Genomic DNA, 11,658 nt, shown 5'->3' on the forward strand with positions numbered 1-11,658 from the left:
GCCAGCCAGGATCGGAAAAAGTATCAGGGAACGGAAATTTTTTTCAGGACAGGGGCGCCAGCGTGACCCAGTAGCTGCCGAAGCGCCGCAAGGCCTGCACCGGGTAGGTGGAGACCAGCATGCTGAGGATCCGCTCGGGATGGTCCAGCGGGAAGGCGCCGGAGATGCGGAGGTTCGCCACGGCGGGCTCGCAGCGCAGCAGGCCGGGCAGGTAGCGGCCCAGCTCGGCGCTGAAGTCGCCCAGGCGCATGCCGTCGGCCAGCAGCATGCCGTGCGTCCAGGCATCGTCGGCCGGACCTGCAGGCTGCGGCGCCTCGATGGCGTCAGCCGAGAAGCTGGCCTTGCTGCCGGCGTCCACCGTCAGCCAGCCGGCTGCCGGCACGCGGCGCGGTTCGATGCGCACCGCGTGCTCGAATACGGCCAGCCGGCTGCGGCCGTCTTCCTGGCGCACCGAGAAGCGCGTGCCCAGCGCCTGCAGCAGGCCTTCGGCGGTTTCCACGTAGAAAGGGCGGGCCAGGGCGGCGCTGTCGGCAGCGGTGGCGATCATGATCTCGCCGCTGCGCAGGCGCACCAGGCGGCGCTGCGCGTCGAAGCGCACGTCGATGGCGCTGGCGGTATTCAAGGTGATCCGGGTGCCGTCGGCCAGCCGAATGTCCTGGCGCCGGCCGGTGGCAGTGTGATGGTCGGCGCTCCAGTTGCCATGGCTGTAGCCGCGCCACCCGAGCCACGCGGCAGGCGCCGCGGCCAACAGGCAGGCCAGCTTGGCGACGGCGGCGCGGCGCGAGGAGGGACGCTGCAGCACCGGCAGCGCCAGCGCCGGCGGCAAGCCGCCCAGCTTGTTCATCAGCGCCTCGGCGCGCGCCCAGGCGCGGGCGTTGTCGGCGCTGGCGTTCTGCCATTGGCGGCAGGCCTGGCGATCGGCATCGGTAGCGTCGCCATGGTGCAGGCGCATCAGCCAATCGGCCGCCTGGTCGAGGGACCTGGCGTCGATGCCGGCGGTGCGGGGAACGGGGATGGTCATGCTCACTCCATCAACGTCAGGCAGGCCAGGAAGGCTTGCTTCATGTAGCGCTTGACGCTGATGAGCGAGCAGCCGAGCAGGCTTGCGATCTCTTCGTACTTCAGGCCCTCCAGCTGCGACAGCAGGAAGGCGCGCTTGGCCTTGGCCGGCAGCGCGTCCAGCACCGCGTCGACCTGCATCAGGGTCTCCAGGATGAGGTGCCGCTGTTCGGGCGACGGCGCCTCCGGTTCCGGCAGCAGCGCCAGCGCGTCGAGGAAACTGCTCTCCAGCGCGCGGCGGCGGTACCAGTTGACCAGGATGCCCTTGGCGATGACGGTCAGGTAGGCGCGCGGCTCCTGGATCGCTCGTACTTCGCGCCCGGCCAGTACGCGCACGAAGGTGTCCTGCGCCAGGTCGGCGGCGTCGAAGGCGCTGTCGAGCCGCGTGCGCAGCCACTGCTGCAGCCAGCCGTGGTGCTCGGCGTAGAGGCGGCTGAAATCGCGGTCGGTGCCGGGCGAGGAGGCGTTCATGGCGCGGATGTACGATTTAATAATGAGAATTGTTCGCATTCTAGCGCAGTTGCGGCCGCAGGGGAGATCTTGCGTGAATCGCCGCGGGGGAGCGCTGCTACAATGCGCCTTCCTTGCTGGCGCCGCACGGCGCACGCGCACACTCATCCATCGGGGCCCCGCACCGTGACATCGAACAGCTCCCGCCGCACGGCCGGCGCCGCCGGCAACGCCAGCGCCTTCTTCGCGCCGCTCGCCTGGGCCGCGCTGTACTTCGCCCTGGGTTTCCTTTCCTACAAGCTCAACGGCGCCTTCGTCGCTTCCGGCTACCTGTGGCTGCCGGCCGGCGTCACGGTGGGCGCGCTGATGCTGACCCGCACCGAGCGCTGGGGGCCGCTGCTGGCGCTGCTGTTCGCGGCCCAGCTGCTGCTGGGCGGGATCGCCGAGCGCGAGCTGTGGCGCATGGCATTGCTGGCCATCGACGAGATCGGCGTGGCGGCGGCGGCGGTATGGCTGGTGCGGCGCGCGCCGTTCCCGCTGGAGGGCCTGTATTTCGTGCGCGCGCTGTTGCTGGTGGGCGTGGGCGCCAGCGTGGCCAGCGGTTTCTTCGGCGCGCTGTGGTTCAGCTCCACGCAGAACCTGCCGTTCTGGCCGACGCTGCGCGTATGGTCGTCTTCCGACCTGGTCGGCATCCTGATCGTCACGCCGGTGCTGGCCGGCTGGTCGCGCTTCCGGGCGGTGCGCTCGGGCGGCATCGCGCGCACCGAGTTCCTGCTCGGGCTGGCGTCCTTCGGCGGCGTGCTGGTCACCGCCTACCTGGCCTTCGGCAGCGAGATCGACCGGGTGCTGTTCGACATCAATTTCGCCACCACCTACCTGCCGCTGTTCTTCGTGGCGCTGGTGACGATCCTCTGGGGCGGGCGCGGCGGCTCGCTGGCGGTGGTGGCACTGGCGCTGATCGCCTTCGTCTACAACTCGCTGGGGCTGGGCCCGTTCGCCGAGCTGGTCAGGCTGCATTCGAGCAATGCCTTGCTGGAGCTGCAGGTCTACCTGGCGGTGGCGTCCTTGCTGTCGCTGCTTGTCAGCACCCTGAAGACCACCCGCGAGCAATTGCATGAGCAGGCCGCGCAATGGCGCAGCGACGTCGAGCTGGCGCTCACCGTCAGCCGCCAGCTGGTGTATTGCCTCGATCCGGTGCGCGGCAGGCTGACCTGGTCGGGCGACGTGCACGGCATGCTGGGCGTGGCCGAATCCGAACTGGGCACGCTGGAGCAAGTGCTGGCGCGGGTGCATCCGATGGACCAGGCGCGGCTGCGCCAGCGCTGGCTGGACGACGACAGCGACGACAGCCGCCCCGCCATGGCGTTCCGCCTGTTGCTGCCGGCCGGCCAGGTCAGCCAGGTCACCGACATGAGCCGCAGCATGCTGGACCCGGACGACACCCTGGCCATCGTCGCCGGCGCCTGGCACTTCACGACGACCGACGGCGCCGGGGAGCGCGCATGAGCGCGCGCACAGGCGCCATCCTGATCCATGGTCTGGGCGGTACGCAATACGATCTCGGCTCGATGCACAAGATCCTGGCCAAGGCCGGGGTGGAGACGCACGCCATCACCCTGGCCGGCCACGGCACCACGCCCGAGGACCTGGTGGACGTGCGCGCGGAGCAGTGGGTGGAGGCGGTGACGGCGCAATACGAGGCGCTGCAGCCGCAATACGACCAGTTGCACATCATGGGCATGTGCATGGGATCGCTGGTGGCCCTGGCGCTGGCCGAGCGCGTGGGGCACGACGCCGCGCGCGGCAAGCTGGTGACGCTGGCGCCGCCGATCTACATCGACGGCTGGTCCACGCCCTGGTACAGCCGGCTGCGCCCGCTGTTCTACCTGATCCCGGGCCTGGCCACGCGCATGAAGGTGGAGGAGGGCGAGCCCTTCGGCATCAAGAACACGCTGGTGCGCGCGGTGGTCAAGGCCAAGTTCGAGCGCGGCGACAATTTCCATTACCGCTGGGTGCCGCTGATCTGCGTGAAGCAGGTCGACCGCCTGCGCGCCTGGGCCATGGCCGGCGCGAAGAACATCAAGGCGCCGACGCTGGTGGTGCATGCGCGCGAGGACGAGCTGACCAGCCTGCGCTCGGCCGAGTTCCTCCGGGACCGGATCGCCGGCAGCCGCGTGGTGGTGCTGGAAAACAGCTATCACATGATCTGCGTGGACAACGACCGCGACCTGGTCGCCAACAGCATCCTGGAGTTCTTCGGCTTGCCGCCGCAGGAGTTCAAGGCCCGCCGCCGCGAACGCGGCGCCGATGCCGCCCGGTAGCGGCGTTCAGAAGACGCGACCCAGCTGCAGGTAGGCGTTCCACACGCCCTGCTGGCCCAGCGCCACGCCGAAGTAGAGCGGGCCGATCGGGCTGGTGCCGCCCAGGAACAGGCTGATGCTCTTCTTGTACGGACCGTCGCCGAAGGCTTCCCGGCTCTGCCACACGTTGCCCGCCTCCAGGCTGCTGCCCAGCACCGGATTGCGCAGGCCGGGCAGGCTGTATTCGTTGAGGTCGCGCAGGTAGGTCAGGCGGCCGTAGAGCAGGTAATTGCCGAAGAACTGGTCCGGCGCATAGGCCGACAGATGCTGGAACCCGCCCAGCGTGAAGCCGATTCCGGCGCTGTTGGAAGACAGGCTGCTGGCGCCTTCGAGCGCCAGGTTGACGGTGTCGCGGCCGCGGCTGAAGGCCCACAGCGTCTTGGCCTGGACATCCGAAAAACGCCGCTCCTCGCCGCCGAAGCCGCGATTGGCCTCGGCCGAGATGTAGTAGCCGCGGCGCGGGAACAGGGCGTCGTCGAGCTGGTCGACGGTCAGGCGCAGGCGCGCCACAGGCTGGTTGCTCTGCACGCTGGGGAAGAGGTCGCCAGCCCCGGTGGCGACGTTGTACGAAGGCGTGTACTTCACGTGCTGGTAGCTCATGCCCAGCCGCAATTCGCCCAGGCGTGCGATGGGCACGCCCAGGTCCAGCCCGCCCACGGCCGAATCGATGCGGTACTCGTTGAGCGGCGTCGCCTTGGCGTCGCTGCCGTCGGGATAGAGATCCACGTAGCGGCGGCTGATCTCCACATAGGGCGCCAGGTACACGCCGGAAGCGCCCCAAACCGGCTGGCGCAGTTCGCTCTGGATGCTGGCCAGCTTGTTGCCCAGCACCAGGTCGTTGCGCCACTCCAGGCCGCCGGAGGTCATCCACGGATAGCGGTGGCCGACCTGCAGGTTGAAGCCGCCGCGGCCGTTGAAGTTGTTGGACAGTCCCAGTCCGAACAGCAGGTATTGCGGTCCCCACGGTTTTTCCTCGGCATCTACCACCAGCACGTTGCGGCCGTCGGCGCGCGTCACCAGCTCCTGGTTCACCACATTGAAATCGCCATTGGTGGACAGCTCCGCCAATTGGCGGTTCAGGCGCTGGCCGTCGTAGACGTCGCCTTCCCGCACGCCCAGCTTGCCGCGCACATAGGCCGCCGGGATATGCTCGCCGCTGCGGATCTCGATGGCGTCGATGCGGGCGCCGGCCGCCAGCGCGATGCCGGTGCGCTCGCGCGCCTCCAGCCAGGCCTGCCATTGCTGCGGCGGCAGCGACAGCTTCAGCAGCCGCTCGTTCTGCCGCTGCGCCGCTTCCCAGCCGGCGTTGACGCCGTCCTTGCCGCGCGCGAAGTCGGTGAAGGAGATGCCGCCCAGCTCCGGTTCGATCAGCACGTCGCCGCTGCCCAGCAAGACCTTCTGCGCCTTCACGTTTTGCTGGATCAGGATGCCCACCATCTGCTGCGCCACCGCGGTGGGCGATTGCAACTGCGCCGCGTCCTGCAGCGGGGTGGCGATGTTGACCGCGATCACCACGTCGGCGCCCATGTCGCGCGCGGTCTGCACCGGCAGGTTGCTGACCAGGCCGCCATCCACCAAGGTGCGCGCGCCGATGCGGAAAGGGGCGAACAGGCCCGGCACCGCCATGCTGGCGCGCATGGCGCGCGGCAGCGAGCCTTGATCCAGCACCACCTCGCTGCCTTCGCTGAGGTCGGTGGCCACGGCGCGGAAGGGAATCGGCAGACGCGCGAAGTCGATGTTGGCCGGCAACTGGGCGGTCCAGTTCTGCAGCAGGGCCAGGAGGCTGTTGCCCTGCACCAGGCCGGAGGCCAGCTTGAGCTTGCCGCCGTCGAGGCCTGCGGCCAGCGAGATGGGGTACTGGAAATCGTCCTCGCGCTGCGATTGCGGCAGGCCGGCGCGCTCGCTGCGGTCGAAGGCGATGTCGGAGAGGTTGGTCGCGGCCAGGCGTCGTTCCAGCTCGTCTGCCGGGATGCCGCTGGCGTACAGGCCGCCGATCAGCGCGCCCATGCTGGTGCCGGCAATGCAATCGACCGGGATGTGCAGCTTTTCCAGGTATTGCAGCACGCCCAGGTGGGCATAGCCACGCGCGCCGCCGCCCGACAGCACCAGGCATACGCGCGGGCGCCCCGGGGCGCCCGCCGGTTCAGGCGCGGCGGCCGTGGCGGGGGAGAGCGGCCAGGCGGCCAGCGGCAAAAGACAGCAAAGGAGGCGCAGGGGCGTCGAGATGAACCGGTGCACGGCAGGCGTTCCGCAGGTGAAATGGATGGCGGATATTACACCAGCGCCACGCTACAGCCGCCGGCCTCAGGAGTAGTAGCCGCCGCTGGGCGCCTCGGCCAGGAATTGCTTGGCCTGGCGGATGCTGTCCGGCGGCACCTGCGAGAGCGACGCGCGGTGGGCCTCGATGCTGTCCCAGATCTCGACGATGACGATGCGCCTCGGGTCGGCGTGATCCTGCAGCAGTTCGCATGACAGGCAGCCGTCCGATGCGCGGATGGCCGGCAGGATGCCGGTGAGGAAGCTCTTCAGTTCGGCCGCGCAGTGCTCGCGCGCGTGGAAATGGTTGATGCGGGTGATGCTCATGACGCTCTCCCTCGGCCGATGCCGGCCCTGGCCCTCGGGCAAATGCTAGCCGCCCGGCCCGCCGCATGGCAAGGGAAATCCATGCTGCAAGGCGTCAGCGGGCGCTCTTGCCGTCGTGGCCGGGGAGGATGGTCGGGGTGGCGCGCGGCAGCGTGCGCGGGTAATCCTGGCTGAAGTGCAGGCCGCGGCTCTCCTTGCGCATCAGCGCGCTGTTGACGATCAGTTGCGCCACGTCGACCAGGTTGCGCAGCTCCAGCAGGTCGCGCGAGATGCGGAAGTTGGCGTAGTACTCGTCGATCTCTTCCTTGAGCAGGCGGATGCGGTGCTGGGCGCGCTCCAGGCGCTTGTCGGTGCGCACGATGCTGACGTAATTCCACATGAAGCGGCGCAGCTCGTCCCAGTTGTGGGCGATCACCACTTCCTCGTCGGCGTCGGTGACGCGGCTCTCATCCCATTGCGGCACGTCGGCCGCCGCGGGGCCGCCGCCGGCCAGCGCCTGCGCGATGCCCTCGGCCGTCGAGCGGCCCAGCACCAGGCACTCCAGCAACGAATTGCTGGCCAAGCGGTTGGCGCCGTGCAGGCCGGTGTAGGCCGTCTCGCCCACCGCGTACAGGCCCGGCAGGTCGGTGCGTCCGGCCATGTCGGTGACCACGCCGCCGCAGGTATAGTGCGCGGCCGGCACCACGGGGATGGGCTGGCGGGTGATGTCGATGCCGAACTCCAGGCAACGCGCCTGGATGGTGGGGAAATGCTCGCCGATGAATTCCGGGCTCTGATGGCTGATGTCGAGATCGACGTGATCCAGTCCGCGCTTCTTCATCTCGAAGTCGATGGCGCGCGCCACGATGTCGCGCGGCGCCAGTTCGGCGCGTTCGTCGTGCTCCGGCATGAAACGCATGCCGGCCGCAGCGCCGGCCGACGGCGGCAGCTTCAGGTGCGCGCCTTCGCCGCGCAGCGCCTCGCTGATGAGGAAGGACTTGGCGTAAGGGTGGTACAGGCAGGTCGGATGGAACTGGATGAATTCCATGTTGGCCACCCGGCAGCCGGCGCGCCAGGCCATGGCGATGCCGTCGCCGGTGGCCGAGTCGGGGTTGGAGGTGTAGAGGTAGACCTTGCCGGCGCCGCCGGTGGCCAGCACCGTGTGCGGGGCCGCCACCGAATGCACCCGGCCGTCGCGGGTGTCTTGCACGTACAGGCCCAGGCAGCGCGGCTCGGCCTTGGCATCCAGCTTGCGGGCGTGGATCAGGTCGATCGCGCAATGGTGTTCCAGCAGCGTGATGTTGGGATGGGCGCGCACGCGCTGCTCCAGCGTCACCTGCACCGCGTGGCCGGTGGCGTCGGCGGCGTGGATGATGCGGCGCTGGCTGTGGCCGCCCTCGCGGGTGAGGTGATAGCCCAGCTCGGCGCTGGCGTCGCGGGTGAAGGGCACGCCCTGGGCGATCAGCCATTCGATGGCTTCGCGCCCATGCTCCACGATGAAGCGGGTGGCGGCCTCGTCGCACAGGCCGGCGCCGGCCACCAGCGTGTCGTCGATGTGCTGGGCGTGGCTGTCGCCCGAATCCAGTACCGCGGCGATGCCGCCCTGGGCCCAGTTGCTGGCGCCGTCGAGCAGCTCGCCCTTGGAGATGACGACGACCTTGTGCCGTTCGGCAAGATGGAGTGCTACGGAAAGACCGGCCAGACCGCTGCCGATGATGGCGACATCGAACTTCATGATCGTGAGCAACACTGCTGTTGTGGGGGGAGGGGCTGATTATAACCAGCGTTGGGGGAGATATTGTTTATATCGTTTGGCTGGATGCTGAACGACGCTGGGTCCCGGCCTGCGCCGGGACGACAAGCAAGGGAGGGACTCGCGCAGCCGAGGGGGCAGGTTCTCTCCTCCCTGTCGTCCCTGCGAAAGCAGGGACCCAGTGTCGTTCGTCATGGCCCAGGAAAAGCAAACACGCAAAAAAAAAAACCGGGCCCCGACTTGCATCGGGACCCGGCTCCTGAATGACGCGCCGCCTGCTTACTCCGGCAGCACCGGCTTGACCTTGGCGGCCGCCTGCTTGGCGCGGATGCGCGCGGCGTCGACGTTCTCGCCCGAGGCCAGGGCCACGCCCATGCGGCGGCGCTGGAAGGATTCCGGCTTGCCGAACAGGCGGATGTCCGCGCCCGGGATGCGCAGCGCCTCGGCCACGCCCTCGAAGGCGATGGCGCGGGCGTCGTGCTGGCCGTAAATCACGGCCGAGGCGCCGGGAGTCTTCAAGGCGGTGTTGATGGGCAAGCCGAGGATGGCCTTGGCGTGCAGTTCGAACTCGCTCTGCACCTGGCTGACCATGGTCACCATGCCGGTGTCGTGCGGGCGCGGGCTGACCTCCGAGAACCAGACCATGTCGCCCTTGACGAACAGCTCGACGCCGAACAGGCCCAGGCCGCCGAGGTTCTCGGTGACCTTGCGGGCGATGTCGCGCGCCTTTTCCAGCGCGGCCGGCGGCATCGGGTGCGGCTGCCAGGATTCGACGTAGTCGCCCTTGACCTGGACGTGGCCGATCGGGTCGCAGAAGCTGGTGATGGCCTCGCCGTTTTCGTTGAGCGAGCGCACCGTCAGCAGCGTGATTTCGTAGTCGAAGTCGATGAAGCCTTCCACGATCACGCGGCCGGCGTCGACGCGGCCGCCGGCGGCGGCGTAGTTCCAGGCGGTTTCGATCTCATCGGGGCCATCGATCTTGGATTGGCCCTTGCCGGAGGACGACATCACCGGCTTGATCACGCAAGGGAAGCCGATCTGCGCGATGGCGGCCTTGAGCTCGTCCAGGCTGTCGGCGAAGCGGTAGGGCGACGTCGCCAGGGCAAGGGTCTCGCCGGCCAGGCGGCGGATGCCTTCTCGGTTCATGGTCAGCCATGCGGCGCGGGCGGTGGGGATGACGCGCGCCTTGCCGGCGTCTTCCAGCTTGACCAGGGTCTCGGTGGCGATGGCCTCGATCTCGGGCACGATCAGGTCCGGCTGTTCCTTCTCGATCAGCGCGGCCAGCGCGGCGCCGTCGGTCATGTTGATGACGTGGGCGCGGTGCGCGACCTGATGGCCGGGGGCGTTCTCATAGCGATCCACCGCGATCACTTCCACGCCCAGGCGCTGCAGCGCGATGATGACTTCCTTGCCGAGCTCGCCGGAGCCGAGCAGCATGACCTTGGTAGCCGTTGGAGAAAGCGGGGTGCCGAGTCGAGTTGGTTTTTTCATAACGGGGGAGAGAAGGATCGGCAGGGCGCCGATGCGATGCGAGAAATAAATACCGGGCGGACGATACCAAATCTTGCCCGGTTTGGACAGACGCAATGTCCGCAGTCGCAGCCTGCGAGAACGCGCGACGAGGGGCGATGTTTCCCCGATGAAATTTTGCGGATGCGCCCGGCCGGGGCGAAAGAGCTAAGTTCTCTCTAAAGCCGCTCAACGGCCGGCAACATCAGTCAATCCTGATCGGCGGCAGCGCACGGGCATGCAAGGCCGGTTTGGCGTCGCTATCGATGACCGGCCTTCCATCGGAATTATTTTTCGTCCAGTTCCAGGTCCAGCATCGCCCCCGACAAGGATTTGCCGTGGGCGTCCAGCGCCAGCGAACGCGTCACGCCGCCGCCCAGCGCGCTGCGCATGACGAAGTTGAGCGCGCCCAGGTGCGGCAGTTCGTAGCGCGCCACCTCGCCGTGCACTACGCCGGCGAAATGCGCGCGCACGCGCTCGGCGGTGAGTTCGCGCGCCAGCAGCGCATAGTCTTCCTGGCGATAGGCGATGACCGAGATGTTGGAAATGTCGCCTTTGTCGCCGGCGCGGGAATGGGCGATGTCACGCAGCAGCATGGCCGCTCTCCTCGATATGGACGAATGTCTTGACCAGCGCGCGCGGCAGCAGCAGCGACAGTACCGCGATCACCTCGCGCGCCGACTTGGTGGCGCCGCCGCCGCCGGCCGGGCCGTTGGTGTAGAGGGTCTCGACTTCGTTGCCGATGCGCACCGCCTGGCCCATGGATGCGGTGCGGCCGGCCACGCGCGCGCGTACCTCGAAGGGCTCGGCCGCCGCCTGCGACATCTCGGCGCCGCAGATCGCGTTGACGCCGATCAGGTCGAAGCGCAGCTCCTCGGTCTCGACGCCGGTCAATTGCAGGCGTTCGCGCACGATGTCCAGCGCCAGCTGCGCGCGCGCTTTGGCGTTGGGGCCGGCGTAGGAAATCTGGCCTTCGCCGATGAAACTGTCGCGATAGCCCAGCGTGGTCTTGAGCGTCGCGGTGCGCGGATGACCGCGTCCACCGGAGACCGCCACCCGGTCCGGGCCGACCTCGGTGATCTGCACCTGCGAGAAGTCGGCCACCACGTCCGGCGTGAAGTAGCGTTGCGGATCGTGCAGTTCGTAGAGCAGTTGTTCCTTGCAGGTCCGGGCGGTCACGCGACCGCCGGAGCCCGGCACCTTGGTGATCACCGCGCTGCCGTCGGCGCTGACTTCGCCGATCGGGAAACCCAGGCGCGCGAGGTCGGCCACGTCCTTCTTGCCGGGATCGGCGAAGTAGCCGCCGGTGACCTGGCCCGCGCATTCCAGCAGGTGCCCCACCAGCGTGCCCTGGCCCAGCTTGTCCCAGTCGTCCTCGGCCCAGCCGAACTCATGCACCAGCGGCGCCAGCACCAGGGCCGGATCGGCCACGCGTCCGGTGACCACGACATCGGCGCCGGCCTGCAAGGCTTCCACGATGGGAGCGATGCCGAGGTAGGCATTGGCGGAAATCAGGCGTTCGCCCAGCGAGGCGACCGGCTGGCCGTTGTCCTCGATGGCGAAGGCGCCGTCACGGACGATGTGCAGCACGTCGTCGCCGGTGACGGCGGCGACCTTCAGGCTGGCGAGTCCCAGTTCCCGCGCGATCCCGCGAATGCGGCGCGCGGCCGCCTCAGGGTTGGCTGCGCCCATGTTGGTGACGATGCGGATGCCTTTCTGAGCGCAGGTCTTGAGCACCGCATGCATGCGCTCGGCCAGCAGCGGATCGTAGCCCTTGTCGGGATCGGCCAGGCGCGCCTGCTGTCCGATGGCGATGGTGCGCTCGGCCAGGCATTCGAAGATCAGGTAGTCGAGATCGCCCTTTTCAGCCAGCTCGGCGGCGGGCTCTATGCGGTCGCCGGAGTAGCCGGCGCCGGCGCCGATGCGTACCACGCGGCGGGAGGGATCAGTTGTGCGATTCATGCT

10 protein-coding genes are annotated in these 11,658 nt (G+C 68.5%); 2 read left to right on the forward strand and 8 right to left on the reverse strand.

All coding sequences use genetic code 11. The annotated features are described in order from the left end of the window. Positions 1 to 43 precede the first annotated feature (43 nt). Together Herbaro_RS10720 and Herbaro_RS10725 are read right to left on the reverse strand one after the other, a co-directional pair. On the reverse strand, positions 44 to 1,021 hold the full coding sequence (locus Herbaro_RS10720; RefSeq protein WP_275013807.1) for a FecR domain-containing protein: 978 nt from the start codon (positions 1,019 to 1,021) through the stop codon (positions 44 to 46). A gap of 2 nt (positions 1,022 to 1,023) precedes the next feature. Beyond that, positions 1,024 to 1,530 (reverse strand): sigma-70 family RNA polymerase sigma factor, encoded by a 507-nt coding sequence (locus Herbaro_RS10725; RefSeq protein WP_275013808.1) that lies wholly within the window; start codon positions 1,528 to 1,530, stop codon positions 1,024 to 1,026. Positions 1,531 to 1,695: 165 nt separating this feature from the next. Here Herbaro_RS10725 and Herbaro_RS10730 point away from each other — a divergent pair, with 165 nt between their 5' ends. Further along, complete coding sequence (locus tag Herbaro_RS10730) at positions 1,696 to 3,015, forward strand: MASE1 domain-containing protein (protein WP_275013809.1); 1,320 nt, start codon at positions 1,696 to 1,698, stop codon at positions 3,013 to 3,015. Then, entirely contained in the window at positions 3,012 to 3,830 is an 819-nt protein-coding gene (locus Herbaro_RS10735) for an alpha/beta hydrolase (RefSeq protein WP_275013810.1), read from the forward strand. The genes Herbaro_RS10730 and Herbaro_RS10735 overlap by 4 nt, the downstream gene beginning before the upstream one ends. A 6-nt stretch (positions 3,831 to 3,836) precedes the next feature. Here the strand turns inward: Herbaro_RS10735 and Herbaro_RS10740 are convergent, their stop codons facing one another. The 6 genes from Herbaro_RS10740 to Herbaro_RS10765 form a co-directional block, all read right to left on the reverse strand. Beyond that, positions 3,837 to 6,062 (reverse strand): patatin-like phospholipase family protein, encoded by a 2,226-nt coding sequence (locus Herbaro_RS10740; RefSeq protein WP_275013811.1) that lies wholly within the window; start codon positions 6,060 to 6,062, stop codon positions 3,837 to 3,839. Between the two features lie 111 nt (positions 6,063 to 6,173). Then, on the reverse strand, positions 6,174 to 6,452 hold the full coding sequence (locus Herbaro_RS10745; RefSeq protein WP_275013812.1) for a putative quinol monooxygenase: 279 nt from the start codon (positions 6,450 to 6,452) through the stop codon (positions 6,174 to 6,176). Positions 6,453 to 6,546: 94 nt separating this feature from the next. Further along, on the reverse strand, positions 6,547 to 8,166 hold the full coding sequence (gene nadB, locus Herbaro_RS10750; protein ID WP_275013813.1) for an L-aspartate oxidase: 1,620 nt from the start codon (positions 8,164 to 8,166) through the stop codon (positions 6,547 to 6,549). A gap of 297 nt (positions 8,167 to 8,463) precedes the next feature. Continuing rightward, positions 8,464 to 9,675, reverse strand: coding sequence for a formate-dependent phosphoribosylglycinamide formyltransferase (gene purT, locus Herbaro_RS10755; protein ID WP_275013814.1), 1,212 nt, complete (start codon positions 9,673 to 9,675; stop codon positions 8,464 to 8,466). Positions 9,676 to 9,980: 305 nt separating this feature from the next. Next, positions 9,981 to 10,289, reverse strand: a complete 309-nt coding sequence (locus tag Herbaro_RS10760) for an AtuA-related protein (protein ID WP_275013815.1) — start codon at positions 10,287 to 10,289, stop codon at positions 9,981 to 9,983. Continuing rightward, on the reverse strand, positions 10,276 to 11,655 hold the full coding sequence (locus Herbaro_RS10765; protein ID WP_275013816.1) for an acyclic terpene utilization AtuA family protein: 1,380 nt from the start codon (positions 11,653 to 11,655) through the stop codon (positions 10,276 to 10,278). The genes Herbaro_RS10760 and Herbaro_RS10765 overlap by 14 nt, the downstream gene beginning before the upstream one ends. Between the last annotated feature and the right edge of the window lie 3 nt (positions 11,656 to 11,658).

Source organism: Herbaspirillum sp. WKF16 (assembly GCF_028993615.1).
GTDB lineage: Bacteria > Pseudomonadota > Gammaproteobacteria > Burkholderiales > Burkholderiaceae_D > Herbaspirillum.